The sequence below is a fragment of the Novosphingobium terrae genome, from assembly GCF_017163935.1.
Classification (GTDB): domain Bacteria; phylum Pseudomonadota; class Alphaproteobacteria; order Sphingomonadales; family Sphingomonadaceae; genus Novosphingobium; species Novosphingobium terrae.
In genome coordinates, this window is the sequence record NZ_JABVZR010000002.1 from 2,530,329 (window position 1) to 2,554,105 (window position 23,777).

Annotated in this window: 16 protein-coding genes; 4 read left to right on the forward strand and 12 right to left on the reverse strand. The window is 63.6% G+C overall.

The features are described 5' to 3' along the window. Window positions 1–54: 54 nt before the first annotated feature. The 6 genes from dgcA to HGK27_RS28980 all read right to left on the reverse strand — a co-directional run bounded on the left by dgcA (window position 55) and on the right by HGK27_RS28980 (window position 8,443). Window positions 55–1,017, reverse strand: coding sequence for an N-acetyl-D-Glu racemase DgcA (gene dgcA / locus HGK27_RS28955; RefSeq protein ID WP_241127574.1), 963 nt, complete (start codon window positions 1,015–1,017; stop codon window positions 55–57). Window positions 1,018–1,025: 8 nt separating this feature from the next. Further along, on the reverse strand, window positions 1,026–3,395 hold the full coding sequence (locus HGK27_RS28960) for a penicillin acylase family protein (protein ID WP_241127576.1): 2,370 nt from the start codon (window positions 3,393–3,395) through the stop codon (window positions 1,026–1,028). A gap of 141 nt (window positions 3,396–3,536) precedes the next feature. Next, window positions 3,537–5,138: an N-acyl-D-amino-acid deacylase family protein gene (locus HGK27_RS28965; RefSeq protein ID WP_206244248.1), complete on the reverse strand. Its 1,602-nt coding sequence runs from the start codon at window positions 5,136–5,138 to the stop codon at window positions 3,537–3,539. 28 nt (window positions 5,139–5,166) lie between these two features. Next, the gene (locus tag HGK27_RS28970; protein ID WP_206244249.1) at window positions 5,167–6,375 is read right to left on the reverse strand and encodes a dicarboxylate/amino acid:cation symporter; all 1,209 of its coding nucleotides are present in this window, start codon (window positions 6,373–6,375) and stop codon (window positions 5,167–5,169) included. Window positions 6,376–6,454: 79 nt separating this feature from the next. Further along, complete coding sequence (gene dgcN, locus HGK27_RS28975; protein WP_206244250.1) at window positions 6,455–7,465, reverse strand: N-acetyltransferase DgcN; 1,011 nt, start codon at window positions 7,463–7,465, stop codon at window positions 6,455–6,457. A gap of 93 nt (window positions 7,466–7,558) precedes the next feature. Beyond that, window positions 7,559–8,443 (reverse strand): LysR family transcriptional regulator, encoded by an 885-nt coding sequence (locus tag HGK27_RS28980; RefSeq protein ID WP_206244251.1) that lies wholly within the window; start codon window positions 8,441–8,443, stop codon window positions 7,559–7,561. Window positions 8,444–8,846: 403 nt separating this feature from the next. Here HGK27_RS28980 and HGK27_RS28985 point away from each other — a divergent pair, with 403 nt between their 5' ends. Together HGK27_RS28985 and HGK27_RS28990 are read left to right on the forward strand one after the other, a co-directional pair. Further along, window positions 8,847–11,690, forward strand: a complete 2,844-nt coding sequence (locus HGK27_RS28985) for a TonB-dependent receptor plug domain-containing protein (protein ID WP_206244252.1) — start codon at window positions 8,847–8,849, stop codon at window positions 11,688–11,690. 46 nt (window positions 11,691–11,736) lie between these two features. Further along, complete coding sequence (locus tag HGK27_RS28990) at window positions 11,737–12,102, forward strand: DUF5076 domain-containing protein (RefSeq protein ID WP_241127578.1); 366 nt, start codon at window positions 11,737–11,739, stop codon at window positions 12,100–12,102. Window positions 12,103–12,277: 175 nt separating this feature from the next. On the opposite strand, the gene HGK27_RS28995 is transcribed toward HGK27_RS28990, so the two are convergent. From HGK27_RS28995 to HGK27_RS29005, 3 genes are all read right to left on the reverse strand, one after another. Further along, window positions 12,278–13,276 carry a serine hydrolase domain-containing protein gene (locus tag HGK27_RS28995; protein ID WP_241127580.1) on the reverse strand — a complete coding sequence of 333 codons (999 nt, stop codon included), beginning with the start codon at window positions 13,274–13,276 and terminating at the stop codon, window positions 12,278–12,280. Between the two features lie 8 nt (window positions 13,277–13,284). Then, the gene (locus HGK27_RS29000; protein WP_241127582.1) at window positions 13,285–14,769 is read right to left on the reverse strand and encodes an MFS transporter; all 1,485 of its coding nucleotides are present in this window, start codon (window positions 14,767–14,769) and stop codon (window positions 13,285–13,287) included. A gap of 194 nt (window positions 14,770–14,963) precedes the next feature. Further along, window positions 14,964–16,379, reverse strand: a complete 1,416-nt coding sequence (locus tag HGK27_RS29005) for a carbohydrate porin (RefSeq protein WP_241127583.1) — start codon at window positions 16,377–16,379, stop codon at window positions 14,964–14,966. Between the two features lie 641 nt (window positions 16,380–17,020). On the opposite strand from HGK27_RS29005, the gene HGK27_RS29010 reads away from it, so the two are divergent. After that, window positions 17,021–17,659, forward strand: a complete 639-nt coding sequence (locus HGK27_RS29010; protein ID WP_206244254.1) for a DUF2238 domain-containing protein — start codon at window positions 17,021–17,023, stop codon at window positions 17,657–17,659. Between the two features lie 24 nt (window positions 17,660–17,683). On the opposite strand, the gene HGK27_RS29015 is transcribed toward HGK27_RS29010, so the two are convergent. Then, on the reverse strand, window positions 17,684–19,129 hold the full coding sequence (locus HGK27_RS29015; RefSeq protein ID WP_206244255.1) for a hypothetical protein: 1,446 nt from the start codon (window positions 19,127–19,129) through the stop codon (window positions 17,684–17,686). A gap of 290 nt (window positions 19,130–19,419) precedes the next feature. Between HGK27_RS29015 and HGK27_RS29020 the strand changes: the two genes are divergently transcribed. Then, window positions 19,420–21,054: an outer membrane beta-barrel protein gene (locus tag HGK27_RS29020; RefSeq protein ID WP_206244256.1), complete on the forward strand. Its 1,635-nt coding sequence runs from the start codon at window positions 19,420–19,422 to the stop codon at window positions 21,052–21,054. 112 nt (window positions 21,055–21,166) lie between these two features. Here the strand turns inward: HGK27_RS29020 and HGK27_RS29025 are convergent, their stop codons facing one another. Together HGK27_RS29025 and HGK27_RS29030 are read right to left on the reverse strand one after the other, a co-directional pair. After that, window positions 21,167–22,021 (reverse strand): hypothetical protein, encoded by an 855-nt coding sequence (locus HGK27_RS29025; protein ID WP_206244257.1) that lies wholly within the window; start codon window positions 22,019–22,021, stop codon window positions 21,167–21,169. A gap of 288 nt (window positions 22,022–22,309) precedes the next feature. Further along, complete coding sequence (locus HGK27_RS29030; RefSeq protein WP_206244258.1) at window positions 22,310–23,767, reverse strand: glycoside hydrolase; 1,458 nt, start codon at window positions 23,765–23,767, stop codon at window positions 22,310–22,312. Between the last annotated feature and the right edge of the window lie 10 nt (window positions 23,768–23,777).

Below are 23,777 nucleotides of genomic sequence, written 5' to 3' on the forward strand. Positions count from 1 at the left end.
GCTTATGGCGGTCTGCGTTTGAATCGCTTGCAACAACTGGTCGCGGAAAAGCCTTCAGCCCCAGAAGCCCTTGGCGGCAGGCCAGAGTTGGCCATCGCGCAGCGGCATGGCGCCCGGGCGATCCTCGACCATCAGCATGGCGCCGTCCAGATCGCAAAAATCCGATTGGGCACCGATCAGCATGGCTGGCGCGATGGACAGGGATGAAGCGGTCATGCAGCCGGTCATCACACCAAAGCCCATGGCGCGGGCGGCGCTCAGCATAGACAGCGCTTCGGTCAGGCCTCCGGCCTTGTCCAGCTTGATGTTCACAAATTGGTAGCGCCCGACCAGCGCAGGCAGATCGGCAGAGGTATGGCAGGCCTCATCGGCGCAGATCGGCACCAGCGGGGTGATGGTGGCCAAGGCTTCGCTTTGCGCGGCAGGGATTGGCTGTTCGAGCAGATCGACGCGCAAGTCTGCCAGTTCCGGCAAAGCATCGGCCAGCAGGGCAGGCGACCACGCCTCATTGGGATCGACGATCAGCCTTGCCTCGGGCGCGGCCTGGCGCACGGCGTGGATCTGCTCCAGCGGGGCGGTGTCATCGACCTTGATCTTGATGAGGGTAGCCTTGCCCAGCGCTCGCGCCTGGGCCGCCATGGCCCCGGGCGTGTCGAGCGTGACGGTCAGCGCCGTGGGCAGCGAGGGTGGCAGGGCGATGCCCAGCTTTTGCGCCACGCCGACGCCGGAAAGCTTCGCCTCCAAGTCCCACAGCGCACAGTCCAGAGCATTGCGCGCCGCGCCGGGGGGAAGACGATGCTGCACCTCGGCGCGATCCAGAGCCTGCCCTTGCAAACCCTCCAACTGCGCCATCACGCTGGCGCAGCTTTCCTGATAGCGGCCATAGGGCACACATTCCCCGCGCCCGACCATCCCGCCTTGAGCCAGTTCCACCACCACCACATCGGCACTGGTCTTGGCCCCGCGCGAGATACGAAACGGGCGCGAGAGCGGCAGACTTTCGCCGCGGATGGACATCTGCGGCATCATGTGGCGCTCAGCACGGTGCGAGCGGCAGCATGGCGGTTCACGGCCTCGGTCGAGAACAGCAGCGGCTGCATCTGCCCGGCGATCCAGGGCGCGTAAAGATCCTTCCGATGGGGAGAACGCGGATCGGCGCTCTGGCCCGGCAGGTTGAGGAACACGCTGTTGTCCCAGCCGCCCACATCCACCACCATCAGATAGCTGGCCCCGCCCGCCACATGGAAGCTGCCGCCGGGGCGATACCAGCGGGCCATCACTGTGCTGGTGTCGCCCCCGGTGCCTGCGCTGTCGATGGGCGGGAAGGCTCTGTCGATGGCGGGAATGGCGGCAAGGGGATGGGTGATGCTGACCTTGTGCAGCCGGTCCCAGCGCCAGCTTGATGGATCGTCACCCATGGTCTTGCGCGCGGCCTGCCATGCCTCGCCCAGCGTCTGATCGAGCATCCTGGCGCGCACGGTGGCGGGGTCCGGCCCCAGACGCGGATCGGGCTGTTCCAGCAGGGTGAGCAAAGCCTCGCTGTCCACCAGCGGCACCAGCTTGCGCAGACTGTCGGGCACCAGCGTTTCCAGCAAATGGTGCTGCACGGCGCTCACCAGCATTTCGTAAAGCGCGGGTGCGCCCTTGTCGCCCGCGATGCTGCCGTCCCAATCGCGCAGCATGGCCAGCGCCAGACCGGCATCGCCCTCGGCCTGAGCCGGCAGCAGAGCCAGCAGGCGGAGCGCGGGTTCGGAATGGATATCATGCTGCAAGGCCACGCTGTCGGCGATGGTCTGGCGGGGCTTGGCGGGCAGCACGGACTCGATGCGATGATAGCGGAAGGGGGCCGAGAAGCTGTGCGCCATCGGGCCGGTGTAACCCTCGGGCACATTGTCCTGATTGGCCGAGGCGAACCAGCCCGCCTCGGGGTTCAGGATGCTGGGCATATCCTTCACGGCGCGGATATTCTGCCAGTCGAACGCCCCATCGCCGGGGACGGGCAGCAATCCGTTGTGGCCCTTGCGCTCGGGCGCATAGCCGATGGCGTGCCAGCCGGTGTTGCCGCTGGTGTCGGCGTAATGCAGATTGGTCGGCGGCGGATGATGGGCGAAGGCGCGGATCAGGCTGTCCCAATCCTGTGCCAGATTGATCGCCACCATCGATCCCATGGTCGATCCGCCCTTGCCCAGATGGACGCTGGCGATCGCCACGGCGCGGTTGCGGGCCGGATCATGCAGTGTCACCGGGCCATGCACGCTGGCGCGCAGGGTGATCTGGCGCGGCGAGGCTCCGGCGATGGCGATGCTGTCGTCCATCTTGTCGAAGTTTCGCCAGCCGCCGTTATGGCGGTATTGCTCGGGGTCGGCGGGGTTGAGGGTGAGGATGAACACATCCTCCTGATCGATATGGAAATTGGTGCGGCCAAAGGCGAAGCGGTCGGTATGCCCCTGCATGATGCCGGGCAGGCCGGGCGCCCCCGCGCCGATCAGATCGAGCCCCGGCGCGGAAAGATGCGCGACATGGCGCGGCGCAAAGCCGCCGATGCCGATATGCGGATCATTGGCCAGAATGGGCCGCCCGCTGGCGGTGTGCGATCCGGCCAAAGTCCAGGCATTGCTGCCCGCATTGGCATTGTCGGTGCGGCGCCCGGCCTCATCGACCAGCGAGCCGAAGGGCAGACCTTTGGCGGCCTTGTGGAGGATGCCCAGATCCTCGGGGCTGATTGCCGCCAGATCGTGGCCCGGCGCGGGCGTAAAGGGCGCGGGCGGGCGCAGCGGGGCGCAGATCGCATCCAGATCGAGCCGCCCGGCATGGGCCAGGGCGGCGCGGCGGATCTTCTCCTCCAGATTGCCGACGGCGATGTCGCGCCCGGCCATCAGCTGGCGCGCGTCCCAATGCAGCGGGCGGAGTTTGAGGATGCCATATTCCGGCGGCAGCAGGGTGGGGTCGGCCTCACATTCGGCGATGCGGGCGTTCACGCCTGCCACATAGGCTTCGAGGCAGCTTCGGGTCTCTTCACCCAGCGCGGCGAGTTCGGCTTCCAGATCGCCACGATAGCGCAGCAGGTGAGAGGCTTCGTCATGATCCGCGAAAGGCGCGCCGAAGCTTTCGGCAAGGCGACTGGTGCGGCGGCGATAGTCCAGATCGATGGCAAAGAGATGGTCGCGGGCCACCACATAGCCCTGCCCGAAAAAGGCATCGGCCTTGCTGGCGGCGCGGATATGGGGGACGCCCAGATGGTCGTCGATGATCTCGATCTGGCCTTGGGCTCCGGGCACTTTGCGGCGCGCGGCAAGGGGCAGCGAACGGGCCAGAGCAGGGCTGCACATGACGGTTTCCAATGTTGCCAGAGCGATGGAAGAACGCAGGAGCCTGCGGCGATTGATGCGAAACATGAACAATCCCGGTGGTTGGAGCGCCCGGACCCAGAGAGGGGAAGGCCCGGGCGCCCGCTTCAGGGGGGAGGCACAGGGTAGGGCGGCCTGCCCGCCCTGTGCTATGCTAATTGGTGGCAGCGGTATGCCGCCTGTCTATACTTAATGCGCGGGGCAGGCTTTTGGGGCCGGACGTAGTAAAACGCGGCCAGCCAAAGCGCTGGTGTTGGCGTCGTTCTCCACAGTGAGGTGCCCGTTCACATAGAGTTGCTTCACACCCACGCTGAGTTCGCGCGGATGAACGTAATCGGCGCGGGGCGCGTAATGCGTTGGATCGATGACTGCCACATCGGCATAGTAACCGGCGCGCAAATAGCCTCGGTGGTCGAGCTTGTAGATATCGGCGGTGCGTCCCGTCGACTGGCGGATGAAACTCGCCAGATCGATCACATGGCGCTTCTGCACATATTGGGCGTATTTTTCCGGAAAAGTGGCGAATTGGCGGGGATGGCCATCCGACCCATCCGAGCTGGTGACCACCCATGGCTGCTTCATAAACAAATCCACATCGGCATCGATCATGTTGAAGGAGGCGATGGCGCCAGCATAGTGTTTGTCGTCACTGTTGGCGTCCTGCGAGATGATTTTCAGCGCGGCATCGAGGGGATCGAGGTGCCACGCCGCCGCCATCTGCTCCAGCGTCTTGCCGGTCCAGTCGAAGCCTGCCGAGATCAGCAGCATCTTGGCGGGGCCGCCACGGCGGCGCATGTTCTTCTCCATCTCGGCGCGGATGCGGACCATGGTGGGGGCATCGGCGAAGCGCTCCAGCATCTTTTTCGGCCCGCCATCGACGGACCAGCCCGGCAGCAGGGATGCCTCAAGGCTCGATCCCGAGGCGAGCCATGGATATTGGTCGGCGGTGACATCCTGACCGGCCTTGCGGGCGGCCTCGATCATTGCGATGATCTCAGGCGCCTGTCCCTGCACATCGACGCCCAGCGCCTTGATATGGGCGAAATGGACCGGCATGCCTGCCTCTCGCCCGATGCGCAGCACCTCTTGCACCGATCCTTTCAGGCCGATGGTGTAGCTGGATTCATCGCGCTGATGCGTGTCGTAGAGGCCGCCGCGAATGGCGGCTTCATGGGCCACGGCGATCACCTCTTCGGTCCTGGCGAAGCTCTGCGGGGGGTAGAACAGGCCGGTGGAGAAGCCCACTGCACCCTCGCACATGCCCTTGGCGACGAGCGCCTTCATGCGGGCGAGTTCATCGGCATTGGGAGCGCGGGCGTCTTGGCCCAGCACCCGCTGGCGCACCGCCCCGAAGCCGATCATCGGCACCAGATTGGTGCCCACGCCTGCCTTGGTCCGCTGCTCGGCATAGCTGGCGATATCGGGCGTGCCATAGCCGTCCACGCCCACCAGAATGGTGCTGACGCCCTGCCGCGTCCAAGGCGCATTGACGCGCACCTTGGCATCGGGCGAGAGGATGTAGGTGTCAGGGTGGCTATGGGCGTCGATCAGGCCGGGGCTGACGATCATGCCTTTGGCGTCAACACTTTGCGCGGCGCGCAGCGGGCTGTGTGGGCCGACATAGAGGATGCGGTCGCCCTTGATCGCCACATCGCCCACGAAGGGCTTGGCTGCGGAGCCATCGTAAATCAAGCCGCCCTTGATCACCACATCGGCCTGTTGTTCCGGAGCGGCGGCGCCCGTCAGCAGCGTGGTGGCCAGCATCAGCGCGGTGAGTTTGAAGCGTGTCATCGAAAGCGGGCCTTTCGCGGGGGGATGGTTACTGGCTGCGCGCCACGGCGGTGGTGACGGCCAGATTGGCGCTGGCGCTGGCAACGGTACGAGTCATGTCGAGCAGGCGATCGAAGGGCAGCACAAAGCCCACCACCAGCGCGCAACGCTCGGGCGAGACGCCGACCGCCGACATCACCGCGCTCAGCATAAAGAGGGAGGCTGCGGGAATCGGCGCTGTGCCGAAAGCGGCCAGCACGCCGGTCAGCAGCACGATGGCCAGCATCGGTAGATCGGGCGTGATGCTCAAAGCCTGAAGCGCGAACATGCTGAGCAGACCAACATACATCGCCGTGCCATCCTTGCCGATGCTGGCCCCGATGGGCAGCACGGTGGAGGCGACGGCGGGATCAACGCCCAGCCCCTCACGCGAAACCTTCAGCGCGGCAGGCAAGGTCGCTGCCGAGGAGGCGGTGGAGAAGGCCACCAGCAAAGCCTCAGGAATGACGCGGAAGAAGCGGGCGGGGCTCATGCGGCCCAAAGTCGCCACCAGTGGCGCATGGATCAGCAGCAGCTGCGCCACCACACCCAGCACCACGCCCGCCGCCAGCCAGCCCATATTGGCAAAGACCGCCACGCCGAATTTGGCCACCGCATTGCCGATCAGCGCCAGCACGCCAAAGGGGGTGACCTCCATCACCAGCCGCACCATCTGGAACAGCACCGCATTGGCCGAGCGCAGCCCATGCGCCATGGCACGGCCCTGCCGCCCCGCCGTCATGGTGGCGAGGCCCAGCAGCACCGAAAAGAAGATGATCGCCAGCATATCGCCTTGCGCCAGAGCGGCCAGAATGTTGGTGGGCACGATGGCCAGCAATTGATCGCCAAGGCTGGGGGTGGGGCCCAGCGCATGGGGGGGCAGGCTCCCCAAGTGCGCGCCCGTGCCGGGATGCAGTACCAGCCCGATCGCCATGCCCAGCGAGACGGCGCAGATGGTGGTCAGCGCAAAAAGCCCCAAGGTGCGTGCGCCCACCGCGCCCAGTCGTCGCGGATCGGCCATGGCGGCCACGCCGCTGGCGATGCTGATCAGCACCACCGGCACCACCAGCATGCGGATCAGCCGCATGAAGAGGTCGCCGATGAAGGATATGCCGCTGACGAAGCCCGGCGCTGTCAGCCCCAGCAGCACGCCCAGCAGCAGCGCCCCCAGCACTCTTAGCCACAGGGGCCATGCCAGCCAGCGCTTCACGATCACCATGCTTTTTCCGCTTCCTTGCCCACGCTTTTCGTTTTGCGTGTCATCCTGCCTTGCCATGCATCTGACAAGGCCTGCTTTGTCAGGCTGCTTTCACGCCCAGCAACTGGTCGAGAATGTCGCTGACACCCATCGCATAGGGATCGCTGCAAGGCAGGCCCATACGCGTTTCGGTCTTGGCGCAGAGGCGGCGGGCGGCCTCGGGCTCCATGGCCGAGGTGTTGAGGGCGATGCCCACCGCGCGCACCTGAGGGTTGGTCAGGCGGGCGACGCGCAGATTGGCCTCAAGGCATTCCTCCAGCGCGGGCAGGCCGTAATGGGGCAGGCCGCGCATATGCTGGCGCGCCGGATCATGGCACAGCACCAGCGCATCGGGTTGGGCGCCATGCAGCAGGCCCGTCGAGACCCCGGCGAAAGAGGGATGGAACAGCGAGCCCTGACCCTCGATCAGATCCCAGCCACCGTCATGGCGTTCGGGGCTGATCTGCTCGATGGCGCCAGAGATGAAGTCGGCCACCACGGCATCGAGCGGCACGCCCGATCCTGCGATCAGAATGCCGGTCTGGCCGGTGGCGCGAAAATCGGCGGCGATGCCCCGCGCACGCAGGCCCTTTTCCAGGCACAGCGTGGTGTACATCTTGCCCACCGAGCAATCGGTGCCCACCGTCAACAGGCGGTTGCCCGCGCGCCTGCGGCCATTGCCCACGGGGATATCGGGGCGGGGATCGCGCACATCATGCAACTGGCGGCCAAGGCGCTTGGCGGCCTCGACCAGTTCGGGCACATCCTTCAGGCGCTGATGCAGGCCCGAGGCGATGTCCAGCCCGGCCTCCATCGCGGCCAGCGCGTCGGCGATCAAATCCTCGCCCATGCGGCCCCCGGCATTGGCCACGCCCAGCACCAAAGTGCGCGCGCCCGCCGCCATGCCCTCGGCCAAGGTCTGGCGTGGCAGGCCCAGGGTCAGCGGGCAATCGTCGTGACGGAATTCGCCGGTGCAGTCCTGCGGGCGGAAGGCGGCGAGACCTCGCGAGGTCTTGATGCCGATCTCGTCACGCGATTGGCCGATGTAGAGCAGATAGGGAGAAAGGATCATGGCGCGCCTGTTTGCGGGAAGATATGCAAGCAAGCCTACCGAGCAGGTTGGGCAGGCACCAATAGCCTTGCTCCCGCACCCTATAGACCGGAGTTATAAGGAGTCGATGATCGCGGCAAGCTTGTCGAGAAAGTCGCTCATCGCCTGCGAGGGCGGGCGGCTCTGCAGGAACACGGCGTTGATATCATAGGCAATCGCCGGTTGCAGCGGGCGGTAGGAGAGGCCCCTTTCGCGCGCCGCCTCGGCGGTGAAATTGTCGACGATGGCCATGCCGACCCCGGCCTTCACCAGCCCGGCGGCGACATAATAGGTGCGCGCCGAAACGGTTTCCTGCAGCGTGACGCCCAGCCGCTCCATCTCGCTGGAGAGCAGCCAGCCCAGCGGCCCGGCCTGAATGGGGCTGATAAAGCGCTGCCCATCGAGGCTGTCGAGCGAGAGGCGGGGCGGGGCCTCGGGCATATCCTCCTCGCGGTAAAGGACCACCAACTCGCCCTCGCCGATCACGCGATGGGTGACGGGCGCGCCGGGCGGCACATGGAAGCTGATCGCCACATCGGTCTCGCGCTCATAGAGTTTGCGCAGGATTTCGTCGTGATGCAGCGTCTGCAGGTCGAACAATACCTCGCTGTGCTGCCGCAAATAGCTGGCCACTGCCTGAGGGATCAGATCCAGCCCCAGCGACGGCAGCGCCGAGACGCGCAGCACCGCGCCGCGCCCGTCACGCAGATTGCGGCTGGTCTGGCGCAGCGAGCGGACCTTGTCATGCACCTCGGCCACTTCGGCGAAAAGGGCATGGGCATCCTGCGTGGGCACCAGCCGCCCGCGCGTGCGCTGGAACAGTTCAAGGCCCAAGGTCTGTTCGGCATGGCGCAGAACCTTGGAGACCGAAGGTTGCGAGACATTCAGCGCATTGGCCGCGGCGCTGACCGAGCCATGGACATAGACCGCATGGAAGATTTCGATGTGCCGAAAATTCATGAAGGCTCCATGATCGGCTTCAAGTGGTCTGGCGTCAAGTGGCAGCTCTGCCCTTGCAAAGGGCGGATTCCTGCACCTTATGCCCTAAGTCTATGGATAACCCAACAATAGGAACGATCTGGGCGATTGACGGCAAAGACAGGCGGGTGCAGCCTGATACCAATTAGGGACCGGTTCGGAAGAACTACCGTCCCGACATTGCAACATCATGACCGGGGCCGGGCTGCAACAGTCAAGGCCTTGGCACGGCGAATTCGGGCGGCGCAAACATGATCGCCCGGGCGCAAACGGAGGGAGGATGAGCATGAAGGTGCAGGGAACATCACGCGCACAAGGCCGGAGCGCGCCATCACGGATGGCGCCATCGGCTTGTTATCAGATTTGAGCATGGGGGCTCCACACGATGAAGCAGTCTTATAAGCGCATGATTGCCGGCAGCGCGCTGGCGGTGGCTCTGGCATGGGGGCCGATGGCGGCCCAGGCGCAGGACAGCGCCGCGCCCAAAAGCGAAGAGCCCAAGGCGGACGAACAGGTCAACAGCGATATTTTGGTGACGGGATCGCGTATTGTGCGCTCCGGCTTCCAGTCGCCCACGCCGCTCAATGTGATTGGCGAGACGGAATTGCGCACGCAGTCTGTCAGCAACAACATTGCCGACTTTGTGAACACGCTGCCCGCCGTGGCCGGATCGACACGCCCGGCCAATTCGCGGCTGGCGATTTCCTCGGGCCTCGCGGGCATCAATGCGCTCAACCTGCGGAATCTGGGCACGACGCGCACGCTGGTGCTGCTGGATGGCCATCGCTCGGTTGGGTCGGACATTACGGGCGACGTTGACGTCAACGATTTCCCTCAGGATCTGATCAAGCGCGTGGAAATCGTCACCGGTGGCGCTTCGGCGGCCTATGGTTCGGATGCCGTCTCTGGCGTGGTGAACTTCGTGCTGGATAAAGGCTTCACCGGATTGCGCATGAATGTGGAATCCGGCTTCAACCAGAAGGGCGACGGCTTTAACTACAAGGGCAGCATCGCGGCGGGCATGAAGTTCGCGGGCGGGCGCGGCCATATTCTGCTCGATGGCGAATGGGCGCATAAGGACGGCATCTTCGACGCCAGCAAATACAGCTGGAACCAGCATGGCGACCGCTTGCTGACCAATCCGAACTACTCGGCCACCAATGGCCAGCCGCAATATCTGGTCGTGACGGGCGCGGGCACCAACAACACGCTGCCGGGCGGCATCATCAATGCTTCGGCAGGCACCACCGCCAATGCGCTGCGCGGCATCTATTTCGGCGCGAATGGTGCGATAGGTCGCTACAATTACGGCAGTCCGTCCAACACCACCACTTCGGTGGGCGGCGATGCGGCGCTGGCCGACGGCAACCGCCGTATCGGGCTGGATGCGCAGGAGGACCGGCGCGGTGTGTTCGGGCGCACCAGCTTCGAAGTGTCCGACGCGCTCAATATCTATGGTGAGGCCTCCTACAACTGGCACCACACGGTGTTCAACGCGGGGCCCTCGCTGATTTCCTCGGCCACCTTGCAGGCCACCAACCCCTATGTGCAGCAGACTCTTGGCAGCCTGCTGACCGGCACCAACACCATCACCGTGGGCAGTTCCGACGCGGGCTTCCCCTATCGCATCAATGACAACACCCGCAGCGTGCAGCGCTATGTGCTGGGCGGCGACGGCAAGTTCGAGTGGCTGGGCAAGACCTTCCGCTGGACCAGCTACGCGCAATATGGCGTGACCAACACGCATGAGATGGAGCGCAACATCATCAACAACGCCAATCTGGCGCTGGCGCTTGATGCGGTGTCGGCCCCGGCTGGCAATGCGCTGGGCGTGGCGGCGGGCACTGTGGTGTGCCGCTCCAGCCTGACCAACACGGGCAATGGCTGTTCGCCGCTCAACATTCTGGGCACCAATGTGTCGAGCGCCTCGGCACTGGGCTATGTGCTGGGCAATCCCTACCGCAACCAGACCTTCAAGCAGACCGTAGCCGAGGCCAACCTCTCGGTCGATCCCTTCAGCACTTGGGCCGGGGCGGTCTCGCTTTCCACCGGCTTTGCCTATCGGCGCGAGCAGGTCTCCGGCTATGTGCCCACGCAGTATCAGACCGGCTGGTCGGTGGGCAATTTCCTGCCCACCTTTGGCAGCTATGACGTGAAGGAAGGCTACGTCGAAACTGTGGTGCCGCTGGGGCTGGGGTTGACCATCAATGGCGCGGGGCGTTTCACCGGCTATTCCACCTCGGGTTATGTCACCACCTGGAAGGGTGGCGCCACCTTCCAGCCGATCCATGATATCACCCTGCGCTTCACCCGTTCCCGCGATATCCGCGCGCCCAATCTGAGCGAGCTCTATCAGGCGGGCACCTCGCGCACCAACACGCTCAACGATCCCTTCAACGGCAATGCCGTGACCACCTTCCTGGAGGTGACCACCGGCAACCGCAATCTGAAGCCGGAAATCTCCAGCACGCTGACCTTTGGCGGTGTGGTGCAGCCGCGCTTCATTCCGGGCCTGAGCCTTTCGACCGACTATTACGACATCAAGATCAATGGTGCGATCGGTCAGGTCTATTCGCAGGAGATCGTCAACCGCTGCTACAATGGGCTGACGGCCTATTGCTCGGCGATCACGCGCACGCCCAATGGCACCACGCAGCTGACGGTGAACCTCAGCCCCTTCAATTTCTCGACCATCCATGCCCGGGGCATCGATTTCGAGGCCAGTTATCAGTTGCCGCTCAACCGCATTTCGCTGCCCGGTGAACTGTCGCTGCGCGGCATGGCGACCAAATATCTGAAGGACTACATCAACAACGGGATCGACCGGCCCATCGACTATGTCGGCTCGATGAGCGATGGGGTGCCGCAGTGGATCTACCGCTTCGCCGCGACCTATACGTTGAAGGATTTCACCAGCGCTCTGGTGGTGCGCGGCGTTTCGCCCGGCACGATCAGCAACACCTATACGCAATGCACTAGCGGTTGCCCGGCCAGCACGACCTCCTATCCCACAATCGACCAGAACCATGTGGGCGGCGCGACCTATCTGGACCTTTCGCTCTCGCGCAAGGTGCCGATGGGCCGTTCCTCGCTGGAGGTTTATTTCGACATCACCAATCTGCTCGACAAGGACCCGCCGATTGTCGCCAGCGGCGGCCTTTCGACCACCGGCAGCTATTTCGACCTGCTGGGCCGCACCTTCCGCATGGGGCTGCGCTTCCAGCTCTGAGTTTTTCGGACGGCTGGCCGAAAACAGGCCGGGTCACCGCAGGAGGGTGGCCCAGTCTTTGTTTTTGGCTTATCGTGAGTCAATTATCAATGGTCATAAGGCTTTCATGGACGAACGATCTATACCCGAACAGGCCAATCGGGACCCGGATTCTTGGGAGTTGCTTCGTGTTTGGGTTGCCGAACAAGGTCTGCATTGTTCCATGAAGGTCGGAGTTTACGAGGATCACGGCCCGCTTCCGGAGGATACGGTGTGGGGGATTGTTCTGGCCGATGCAGCCAGACATCTGGCGGATGCACTCGCCTCCATGGGATTGCGTGATCGTAATGCTGCACTTGAGGAGATTAAACGTAGCTTTTCAACAGAGCTGGATAATCCGACATCGGACACATCTGGTGATTTCACTGACTGAAATAACACCCGCCCCGACTTTGCGGGCATTCCCATCCCGCGAAGCGGCTTACAACAGCGCTGCGTCGCGCCCGATATCTGACGCCGAACCCATGGCACAACGCCGACAATAAAGGGATTGCAAAGGGCGATGGCTCTTTGCCCGCCGGAGGCTCATCGCCTCTTCCCTGCCCCTCCTAATCCTGCGCAAAAGCCGCGATCACCGCATCCCCCGTGGCGGGGCGCAACGTGAAGATGCCGCTTTCAAAATGCCGAGTGGGATGAACACGATTGGTCAGCAGCGTCCAGGCCAGACCCTTCTCGAAATCGACCCACAGCCCGGTGCCGGTAAAGCCGGTGTGGCCGATGGTGGCGCGAGAACAGGCCTCTCCGCCTGACCAGCCGGGGAAGGCATGCTCCCACCCGGCGGTGCGGTGATGGGCGTAGGGGGTACGGATCGCCGACAGCCCGGCCGCCGACATGCCTGAACCGTCCAGCAGGCTCAGTGCGAAGTCCAGCACGCCGTCCACCGTGCCGAACAGCCCGGCGTGGCCCGCCGCGCCGCCCAGCGCATAGGCGTTTTCATCATGGACCTGCCCCTTCATGATCCGCCCTCGCCACATGCAGCGCTCGGTGGCGACCGACATCGCCGGATCGGGGCGGAAGGTGAGGCCGGGGGGCAGGGCTTCGAAAGGCTGGCCGGTGATGCGCTCGATGGCGATGCCCAGCAGGATGTAGTTGATGTCTGAATAGACCGGCGGCCCGGCTTTCCATTCGCGCTGCAGCACGAAGGCCTTCAGTCGCGCTGGATCGTCGCCATAGGTGTAGATCGGCTCGACGGCGGGGAAATGGGTGTGGTGCGTCAGGCAGTCGCGGAAGGTGATGCGGCGTTCCGGGGCGTTCAGCACATCGTACTGGCGCAGATCGGGAATGGCGGTGATGATCGGCGCATCCAGATCGATCCGGCCTTCATCGGCCAGCTTCAGAATGGCGGTGGTGGTGGCGATCACCTTGCTGACCGAGGCGAGATCGAACCAGTGTTCGCGCGTCAGTACTTCGGGGGCGGGTTCGCGCGCGGCCAATCCGGCCCAGCGCACGGCGCGGGTGCCATCGGCGCGTATCACGCCCAGCGTGGCGCCGGGGATGAGGCCTTGCGCCACGCTGGCGGCGGCGGGGGCGAAGGCGGCGTCGATCATCGTGTCATTCATAGGTCTGTGGCCATTCGCGGTTTGAGGCGGGCAAGAAAGGGCAAAAACAGCAGCGGCGCCAGCGTCAGCGTGCCCGAAATGACGAAAATCCCGTCATAGCCGATCACCTTGGTCAGGGCTCCGGCGGCGCCGGCGATCAGGCGCGGCAGCAGAAAGGCGAAGCCGGAGAAAAAGGCATATTGCGACCCGGCATAGCGCGGGTTCACCAGCAGCGAGAGATAGACCACAAAGACCGTCCCCTCGAAACCATGGCCGAACTGCTCCAGCCCGGTGGCGACATACAGCACCCATGGCTGCACCGGCATATGGTACAGCCAGACGAAGCTGTAATTGCCGATGGCCGAAAGGGTGGCGCCGATGGTCAGGGAGAGGCCATAGGGCCAGCGCGTCACCATCCATCCGGCCAGCGCCACGCCCGCCATGCTGGTGACCAGCGCAACCCAGCTGTCGGCCAGCCCGACCTGCGTCAGCGTATAGCCCACCGCATTGACCAGCGGCTTGGACATATTGAGCGCCAGCACATCGCCCATACGGTAGAAGGCGACAAAGCCCAGCAGCACCATCGATCCATAGCCGAACCGCCAGAAGATATCGATATAGGGCCCCAGTGCAGCCGAGCGGCGCAGCGGCGCCTCGGGCCCCATGCGGCGGATTTTCGGCAGGGCCAGCGCCATCAGCACGAAGGGCAGCAGGGCGATCACCAGCACCGGGGTGGTGACATTGCTCTTGGCGCCGATGCCCAGATGGTCCGCCATGGCCAGAACCGGCCAGCCGACAGCCGCGACCAGCGCCGCGACCGCAACATAGGTAACCAGCGTTGCGATGGCCCCAATGCCCAGCGCGCTCCAGCGGTTGCGCGTGGTGGCATGCTCATCGGGAGCGGTGATCGCCACCAGCGGAAAGGCGCAGCAGGCCGTTACGGCGATGGCGAGATAGGCCAAGGTCCAGCCCCAATGGTCCGCGATGATCAGCGTGCCTGATCCCGCCGCGACCATCGCCGAGCGATAGCCCCACAGATTGGCCGCCGACAGCGGGCCCTGCCGCGCCGCATCGGGGGCCAGTTCCACACGCCATGCGTCGGCGGCGATTTCCACCGTGGTCGTCCAGAAGGCCAGCAGCACGGCCCAGAAGGCGGTGACGGCCAGATTGCGGTCCGGATCGGCCAGTGCCAGCCCGACGATCGAGATGCCGATCCCCACTTGCGCCAGCATGATCCAGCCGCGCCGCAGCCCCCAGAAACGGGTGAAGCCGGGTGCGGCAAAGCGGTCGAGCAATGGCGCCCAGGCGAATTTGAAGGTGGGCAGCAGAGAGACCCAGCCGAAAAAGCCGATGATCGTCAGATCCACGCCATGTCGCGCCAGCCGCAGAAACAGCACTGTGGCGAAGAGGTAGAACGGCAGCCCCGCCGAAAAGCCCAGCACGGCGAACAGCGCCATCAAACGCCGGTTGTGCGGGGCTTCAGAAGCAACAGCATTGGGCACGGACGGCACTCTCCCCCTGCGACAGCGCGGGGCAGAGTTTCCCTCATGCCGCAACTGATCCCTGTAACCTTAGGACAAGGCCCCGAGCGGGCAAGCCACGCAAGGCCATTGTCCTATCAAGCTCAAGGGTTATGGCATGGACGGTGCCGCCTGCCTACATGCATGGCGGTTATAGGCCTATATCCCGCGTCGCCCTAGAACTGCGATCGCACCTGCGTGCCCACCGCCAGCGCATTGGGAATATGCTTATAGCTGAAGGCGCCCGGATCGATCACATATTGGATATCGGGCCGGACGTTGAGCCAGGGGCGAACCTGAATGCCATAGCTGGCCTCCACCACCGCCTCGCCGAACAGCAGTTGCTGGCCGCCGGTGGGCGAGGTCACGCTGGTGGCTTCATGCGCGGCGCGCAGGCGCGGGTTGAGCTTGGCGTAAATGAAGCCCAGCCCGATGGTATCTGCATCGCGCCCTTTGAACGTGCCGGTTTTCAGCAGCCCCGCGCCGTACCAGCGCGTGATCTGCGCCGACACGGCGGGCTGGGCGGTGTACTCACCGAAGATCGAGAGGCCGCGCGCGGGGTTTGCCTCGCGCCAGATCATCTGGTCGGCCAGCACATAGACGCCATAGCGGCCCTTGACGGTGCCGGTCTCGGCCTCGCGGGCGACGCGTGATGTGTCGTAATAGGCGCCCAGCTTGTAATGGCCGGGCAGCACGCGGCTGCCGGGGCGAACGCCCGGATCATACTCCACCTCGAAGGGGATCAGGGCGCCGGTGGTGCCTGCCGCGAAGGGCTTGAAGGCATTGGCTTCGTCGCCAAGGCTGGGGTTAACCTGATAGACACCGGTGCGGAAGGTGATGTCCGGACGCAGGCGATAACGCACCGCGCCGCCCCACCGGGCATTGGGGTAATTGTACCAGCCGCTGTCGCCCGAGAGCGAGAGGGCATGGGCGCAAAAGGCAGCATTGACGAAATTGCAGCCCATGGCGAGACCGCCCAGATCATTGCCCATGGCAAAGAAACCGATGCGGATATCGAGCCGTCCGCCATCCAGCACCTGTTCGATGCTGGCCTCGGTCAGGCGGGTGTAGAGGCCGCCGTAATCTTCCTGGATCGGCAGGCGGTTGCCCACAAAATCGGAGGAGGTGCCAACGCCCCGGCGGTCATTGAAGGTGACATGGACGCTGGTGCCTTTCCAGCCCGCGATGCGCCCCATGTCGAAATCGGCGCCCCAGCGGATCTGCTGGGCGTAGGAGGTGCCGCGCCTTTGCCCGCCATCGACCACCGCGAAGCTTTCCGAAACATAGTCGCCGCGCAGCGTCACCCCGGCATCGTTGATGCGGGTGCGCAGGCCGCCCCAGTCGCCGGTCATCGTGGTGCGTGGCGGTGGCGCACCATGGGGGCCGGACGCAGAGATGGGGGTTGTCGGCGAGATATACTGGCTGACGAAAGCGGCGACAGCTTCCGAGGACGGGGCATCCTGATCCGGTGTCGCGGTGGAAGGTGCGGGCGTGGTGGCAGGCGCAGCGTCCTGAGCCATGGCGGAGCCGCTGATCAGGGCAAAGGAGAGGCCAAGGGCCTGCATGCCTTGCAGCATGGTCGGGAAGGGCATTATCCGCTCCTTTTTCCGGTTCCGCTACGGCGTTCCGGATCTATTTTAGCGCAAATGGGGTGGGGTCGCCTAGGACTTGTCCGTAGCTGCCCTAAGGAGGTAGCCGCCTGAGCGTTCCGCGGCTGTGGCCGGATTGCTATGGCAGGATCGGCTTCAGCGGGTTGGCGATGCGGCGGCAGATGGGGGGCAATGTCACGGGCAATCCATAATAACGAACTAGATCGTACAATATGGGTCCAATAGCCTTATGGCCCGGCGCCGTCCATGCTTCTTTTGGCGAGCCGGGGCCGGGATGGGCTGGCTTGTGAGCAGGTATTGGTTGTGAATTTTTTGTCAAATAGGCCAATGCTTTGGGACACGCGTTCTGCCAACCGTGGCATCTGGCAGGTTGTGCCATCGCGTGCTGGATTGCAGCATGCCGTTCCAGCCGGGGTATTCTGAAACGCGAATCACGCTCGCCCCCGGCAAGGCCCTTTGTTGCTGTGGTCCGCGAAAGTCTCTCCTGTATCACCATCATTCCAAACAGATGCCGATGCATGAGGATGTGGTGGCGACCAATCGGAGGGCATCGCGGTCATGGTGCATCGGAAGGATGCTCCTTTGAGTTGCCACCCCTGATCGCGACATGCATATCATCGCCCATGCAATCCTATATCCGTGCATGGCAGACCCTGCCGTCTCGACAATTGGCCCTTCTGCTGATGCTGATTGCCGCGGTGGTGTTGGCCAACATCAACCAGCCCTATCCTGACCTTGCGCCTTTGCAGCATATTCCCACGGCGCTGCTGATTGTGGCGGCGCCTCCATTGCTGCGTCGCTTTCCGCTGTCGGACCGGTCAGTGGGATGGCTGACGGGGTTTTTCCTGCTTCACACTTTGGCGGGCCGCTACACCTATTCCAATGTGCCTTACGATGCCTGGGCCCGCGCGCTGACTGGCCATGATATCTCCGGCACCTTCGGGCTGGGCCGCAATGATTTTGACCGTGTGGTCCACCTCAGCTTCGGTCTGCTGTGGGTCGGCCCCTTTGCCGAGGCGATGCAGCGCCATGCCGGCCTGTCCAGAAAGGTGGGCGTGGTGATGGGGTTCCTGTTTGTCGGCGCCTTTAGCGCGGCCTATGAAATCTTCGAATGGCTGCTGACCATGTTGGCTCCGGCCAATCTGGCCGACGATTACAACGGCCAGCAGGGCGACCCGTGGGACAGCCAGAAGGATATGGCCATGGCCATTCTGGGCGCGGCCATATCCTCGCTCCGGGGGCTGTCGGGCCGTGGGCGATGATGGGGGCTTAGGCCAGCTTTCCTTTCATGCGGCCACCTTGGCATTGCGCGGTGTCCGCGTCTTGTTGCGCACGCGGCGCATCGGCAGGCTGCGGGTGTGGCGCTTGAAATAGACAATCTCCAGCAAGGTCGGCCAGATTTCCAGCGAGGCGCGGATCAGTCCCACCTCATCATCCACGATACGGCTGACATTCTGCTGGAAGAAATCCGGCTCGAAATCATAGAAGGTGCGCGAGAGGCCCGCCGCGAACTGGCCCAGCGCCATCTTCCTGTCCTCATGGCGGGCGTGATCCATGGCGGCCAGCACGCGGGCGTGCAGGGAACGAGCATCGTCAAGGATCTGCTGGCTGTCCTCCAGCGAGACGGCGCCATCATAATCGAAGGCGATGCCCCATTCGTCGGTCTTGCGCAGGGTGGAGCGGAACTTGCGCTTCAAAAGCCCGCAGATCGCCTCGTTGAAGACCTCGGCGGCCAGCGGATTGCGCATATAGCTGTTCTTGATGTGGGTCTGCGCGGAATCGACATGCGCCGCCACAAAGCCCGACTGCTGGATCCACAGGCGATAGATGTAATCCTCGAAGCGCAGCCGCGTGGGGAAGAAGGGCGGCAGGCCGGTGGTGTTGTCATAGCCCGCCACGCCGCAATCCATCCGCCAGTTCACATTGGTGAGGCAGGGGCGGAAATTGACCATCACATAGGTGTCGTTCAGCCTTTCGGCGTCGATCTCCTCAGGATCGTCGAGGAACATATCGACATAATCCACCGCATCGATGTCATTGGTGCCAGTGCGGAAGGTCTGGGCCATCTTGATGATGCCGCCGCGCGGCAAAGTGCCCGGTTGCAGCGCCAGAGCATTGTCACGGCAGAAGCCGAGCGAGGTGTTGCTCTCCAGATCCATCGCGGAATCCACCAGCAGCTCGCCCTGATCGTAATTGGCCGGAGCCTCCGCCACGGTGCGGCCCAGCACATCGCGGAAAGAGGCGAGAATGTCATAGGATTTGCGGCTGTGGCCATTGGCGCCGCGCGGGATCAGCTTGCCCCGGCTGACCTCGTTTTCGCCAAGGGCTTCGGGACTGTCCTCGATCAGTGCATAGGGGCGCATGTCGTCGTCGGCGCTGACCATCAGGTCGCCCAGCGTGTACATCAGCGTGAAATTGCGATTGCCGCCATAGCTGGGGCGGAACAGGTTGCGGACCAGCATATCCAGCTTGCGGTCCTTCAACCGGCGGCAGATGTAACCGAGGAACTGCTCTTTCTCCGCCGGGCCGACATACCACACCTCGTTCTGGGTGCGGGTGGCTTCCAGCGTGTCGTAATACTTCTGGTGGTTGGCGATGGAGGAATCGTCAAAGATGGTGATCGGCGCGCTCTGGCCGCAGCGAGAGAAGTTCTCGTCATAGGCTTCGACGGTCTCGCCCACGTCACGCAGGCGATAGGTGGGGATCACGAAATGCATCTGGGGTGTGGTCACGAGGACAGGTCCATCCGATGAGCGCGCCAGGAAGCGGCGCCGGGGACGGTGTATCTAGGGCGGCATGGCATAGCGCCTCCAGCCGACAAAATCGGGTTTCGCGTTGTATTTGCGTAATGGGGGCCCCGGGCCGATCCGTATCGTATTGCGATTTATATAAAAATTATATTTAAATCACTGTTCTGTGATCTGGAGCTCAAATGCCGGGCAGGCCTAATGGAGCCGGGCCCCGGAACCGCTGAATGCCTCTGCGAACAGGCAGGCGGCTCCCGGGCCCCATGAGGACTTCCATGACGATGACTGCTCTTGGCCTTCTGGCCAGCCTTGCGCTTGCTCCTGCCAGCGCGTCGGCGGATAGTGCTACCGTGAATGACAATGCCGCGGTGCAGGCGCCTGCCCAACCAGCCGCCAGCGCAAAGCCTCCAATGACCGACGCCGATCTGGGCGCCAGCGTGATCGGCCGCTTTTTCCGCTATCAGGCTGCCGAAATGGGCCAGACCGGATCGCCGATCACCGATCCCAATGCGCCGCCCTCACGCCGCGATGGCTGGACGCCTCAGCCGGAAAACGCGCCGCCGATGCCCTTCACCGAATGGCCTTATGGCGGCGCGACCAGCATCGGCGTCAACCGCCCCTCTTCGGTGGACAGCCCGTTGATGGTGGCGCTGGGCAAGACAGGGCTCGGTCAGGCGATGAATGCCGCTCATATTCAGGCCTATGGCTGGGTCGATGTGGGAGGCAACATCTCCACCTCCAGCCGCAAGCAGGGCAATTCGCCTGGCGCCTATGATTACAATCCCAACACCGTGCAGATGGATCAGGCGGTGTTCTATCTGGAGCGTACTCCCGATACGGTGCAGACCGATCATGTCGACTGGGGTTTCCGCGTCGCGGCGATCTATGGCACCGATTACCGCTATACGGTGTCAGACGGGCTGTTTTCCGGCCAGTATCTGACCAACAACAAGGCTTATGGCTTCGATCTGCCGATGGTCTATGCGGATATCTACATTCCCAAGGTGGCCAAGGGGCTGGAGCTGCGCATCGGCCGCTATATTGCTCTGCCCGATATCGAGGCGCAGCTGGCGCCCAACAACTATATGTACAGCCATTCGCTGGCCTACAGCTTCGACAATTACACCAACACCGGCATTCAGGCGACGCTGGCGCTGAGCAAGAACCTGTTCCTGCAGCTGGGCGTGTCAGCGGGCAGCGATACAGCGCTGTGGAACACCGGCAAGCACATCACCAACCCCTATCCCAGCCCGCTCTATCCCGGCCAGACCTTCCGCAAGGACCCGGGCGCCCAGCCCTCCTTCACCGGTTGCCTGCGCTATCAGACCGACAGCGCGCGCGACGCCATCTATGCCTGCGCCGATGCGATCAACAGCGGCACCTGGGGCTACAACAACCTCCAGTGGTTCGGCCTGACCTATTACCACAAGTTCACCGACAAGTGGCATATCTCCTTCGAGACCTACAATCTCTATGAGACCAAGGTGCCCAACATCAACAATGCCACGGTGCAGACGGTGGTGGCCAATGGCGGCACGCCCTTTGCCGGACTGAAATACAATGCGCCCAACATGGCGCAATGCCACGATCCCAATGTGCTGACCTGCACCGCCAAGGCCTTCGCCCTGCTGGCCTACACCAATTACCAGCCCAGCCCGCGCGACAACATCTCGCTGCGCACCGAATATTACAATGACGAGGAAGGCCAGCGCACCGGCATCGCCACGCGCTATTACGACATCGCGCTGGGCCTGCAGCACTGGTTCAGCCCGCAGATCGAGTTCCGGCCCGAGGTGGCCTATTACCGCTCGATCGATGCGGCCGCCTTCAACGGCGATGGCGCTCTGGGCATCGCACCGGACAAGAACCACCAGCTGGTGCTGTCGGGCGATGTGATCGTCCACTTCTGAAAGCTGCGCGCCGCCCTTGCGGGGGCGGCAGCAAGACCGGCTTCGGGAGCCCGACCGGCCTTGACCTGGCCCGCCCCGCCGCAACGGGGCGGGCGCCTTGTCGTTGCAGCAGTTACGCTGCGTGCTGCCCCAGACGCCAATGCAGAAGCTGAAGGAAGGCGCCCGGTTCGTCCAGCCGGAAGGCGATGTGACGGATCGGGGCTTGTTTGCCGCACAAGGATCGGCGCGGCAGGGGCTCTTTCAGGCGTAGCAGGACATTGGGCCAGGCCAAAAGGGCGGCATTTAATGTCGCAGGATCGCGGATTGTTTCACCGGGAAAATTTGTCTCCACCGTCGCCACGGCGGCGAAAGGGATCAGGCGGTCGATCAGAAAACCGGTTCGCACGCGAATGCCCTCGGCCGTCAGCAGCACGGGACGGAAACGGAACGATTTGATCAGACCCAGCAGATAGACGAAGCCGACATCGCTGATCAGGAACATGGCGATCGCTGCCTTGTGGTTCCAATGTCCGATCACAAGATGATAGGTGGTGATCTCGATGGCCGACAGGATCAGTAATGTCGCGCAGATCGGCGTCAGATGCCGGTGATAGGCAAAGGCGCGGCTCTTCTCTGGAATATCCGCCGGGCCGCTCCAGCGAAACAGCGCCATATGCAGGATCGTCAGTTCGGCGGTGGCCAGACGGACAAGGGCCTTGGGCACAAGTTCAGAGAGGGCCGCAGGCCATCGATCCTGAGGGTTTTGGCCGGGCATGGTGAGGGTACGCCGGGCGTGCAACAGGCTGCGCAGGACCCAGGTGAGGGTTATGGTCGCCATGCCTGCCACGATCACCGGTCTGGCCCATAAGGCGTCGCGCAATTGCGGCGGGCAGATCAGCCATACGGTGAAACTCGCCCCGGCCAGAGTGCCCAGAATTGTCTGCCCGCTCGGGCGTCCGGATGATCGGGCCAGAAGCGACAGCATCATGGTGTCCGCAACGACCCAGAGAACAAGAAACAGGGCGATCTGCGGATGAGCCGACGCCCATGATGAATGAACTGCCGCAGCCGCCAAAGCAATGACGCCAAATGCCGCTGCTTTCACGAGGGTTTGTGTTGGTAAGAGGCTGGCTGGCGAAGCGCTCATCTCCATCTCCTCGAAGGGGCGGGGCAGATCTGTTCTTCTTGCTTTTTCCTATCTTTTTCTCGCCGGGATGGCCAGTGTCTTTCCGGCAGGATGAAGGCTGTGCAGTTGAGACAATGCTGAGCGACAGGTTCAATCGCGGCGGCGTTGCAGGCGGATGGTGGTGATCGTTTCCGGTTGAACCGAAACGGTAAAATGGTCTCGCCCGGGCTTGGGCTTTCCGGCATCCGCGTGCTGATCGCCTGACGTCACGATGGTCTGGATCGACCAATCGCCTGCTATGCTCAGCACCAGCTGGCGCGGTGTCGCGCCGGGATTGACATGCACAAAGACAAGCTCTCGCCCGTCCGGATTGGCGGCGCCGATCGTATCCTCGTCGGCGGGGCGGAAGAGGCGCATGCCGGGGCGGATATAGCGGCTGAAATTGGCCATCGCCCAATATTTCATCGTGATGGAGAGCGGGTGCGGTGCTTCGGGCGGGGCTTGCAGATCCATCTTGATCAGACCCCAGTTGGAGCCGGCTTTGCCGTCGCGCGCGCTCAGAGTCTCCACGGCCTGCCAGAAGATCCAGGCGGCAGGTTGCAGATGCCGCAGGTCGGCGATGATATGATCGGCCAGCGCCAGCGCAGGAGCCATACCGGTGAAGCTTTCAGGGCCTTTGTCGGGCGTATCGTTTTCCGACATCCATAGGCGGATCTGCGCTGCCTTGGCTGCATCGCGGACACCGGTCTGGTACAATGTGCCGTAGCTATGAACATTGAGCTGGCCGATCAGTGACCGTGTTGTTGCCGGATAGGCCTTCCAATCGGTCAGGAATGTATCGGAATTGGTTTCATCCATCGCCGCGATCTGCGTGGTGAGCCTGCGCTCTTGCAATGCCTTTGCGGAAGCCTCGATCATGGCCGCCTGACGCGCCGGGCTCCAATGAGCGCCCTCTTGCGTGTTGGCGGCGTACCAGTAATCGGTGTTGGGCTCATTGACCGGGGAGAGGGTGCGGAACCGGATGCCGTGGCGGCGTTGCAAGGCCTCGACCGAACGGGCCAGATATTGCGCGAAGGCCTGCTCCTGCCCGGCGCGCAGATTGTCGTCACGGCCCTTCTCCGCGCCTGATACGCGCCCGCTGATCGTCATGAACCAGGGTGGAGAATTGGAGAAGGCCTCAAAGATAGCCGCAGGCACGCGGGCCTTGACCGCATCGAGCCACCAGCGCTGGTTGGGATCGGCGTTCCAGTCCCACATGTCGGGCTGATCGGGGCGCCACCAGTCGGTGCCCGATGTGCCTGACGGTTGGTGCCAGTAACCGGGCACGGCGCCGCCGGTGCGCAGATAGGGCGGTGTATCCGCCGCATTGCCGCCACCGATGTTGAAGCGCGCGATGGTCCAGCCGAGGCCATCCTTGCCATAGAAGAGATCAGCCAGATGCTCGCGGACGGGGGCCGGGTAGCCGCCCGTCACCTCGGCAAACCAGGCGAGGGCGGTGCCCCAGCCCTCGAAGGCCGGGCCATCGGTTGCGCGATCCGCTGACAGCGCGATGGTGACGGGGCGCTCGGCAGCCTGCGCCGGGCAGGAGGCCGCCAGCAGCGTCGCCATCAGCAGACCT

What these genes read in the sequence shown, in the direction of transcription:
- HGK27_RS28960 (WP_241127576.1), bottom strand. Translation starts at nt 3,395, where the DNA reads ATGTTTCGCATCAATCGCCGCAGGCTCCTGCGTTCTTCCATCGCTCTG.
- HGK27_RS28985 (WP_206244252.1), top strand. Translation starts at nt 8,847, where the DNA reads ATGAAGCAGTCTTATAAGCGCATGATTGCCGGCAGCGCGCTGGCGGTG.
- HGK27_RS29025 (WP_206244257.1), bottom strand. Translation starts at nt 22,021, where the DNA reads ATGATGCTGTCGCTTCTGGCCCGATCATCCGGACGCCCGAGCGGGCAG.
- HGK27_RS29005 (WP_241127583.1), bottom strand. Translation starts at nt 16,379, where the DNA reads ATGCCCTTCCCGACCATGCTGCAAGGCATGCAGGCCCTTGGCCTCTCC.
- HGK27_RS29020 (WP_206244256.1), top strand. Translation starts at nt 19,420, where the DNA reads ATGACGATGACTGCTCTTGGCCTTCTGGCCAGCCTTGCGCTTGCTCCT.
- HGK27_RS29030 (WP_206244258.1), bottom strand. Translation starts at nt 23,767, where the DNA reads ATGGCGACGCTGCTGGCGGCCTCCTGCCCGGCGCAGGCTGCCGAGCGC.
- dgcN (WP_206244250.1), bottom strand. Translation starts at nt 7,465, where the DNA reads ATGATCCTTTCTCCCTATCTGCTCTACATCGGCCAATCGCGTGACGAG.
- HGK27_RS28995 (WP_241127580.1), bottom strand. Translation starts at nt 13,276, where the DNA reads ATGATCGACGCCGCCTTCGCCCCCGCCGCCGCCAGCGTGGCGCAAGGC.
- HGK27_RS28965 (WP_206244248.1), bottom strand. Translation starts at nt 5,138, where the DNA reads ATGACACGCTTCAAACTCACCGCGCTGATGCTGGCCACCACGCTGCTG.
- HGK27_RS28980 (WP_206244251.1), bottom strand. Translation starts at nt 8,443, where the DNA reads ATGAATTTTCGGCACATCGAAATCTTCCATGCGGTCTATGTCCATGGC.
- dgcA (WP_241127574.1), bottom strand. Translation starts at nt 1,017, where the DNA reads ATGTCCATCCGCGGCGAAAGTCTGCCGCTCTCGCGCCCGTTTCGTATC.
- HGK27_RS29010 (WP_206244254.1), top strand. Translation starts at nt 17,021, where the DNA reads ATGCAATCCTATATCCGTGCATGGCAGACCCTGCCGTCTCGACAATTG.
- HGK27_RS28970 (WP_206244249.1), bottom strand. Translation starts at nt 6,375, where the DNA reads ATGGTGATCGTGAAGCGCTGGCTGGCATGGCCCCTGTGGCTAAGAGTG.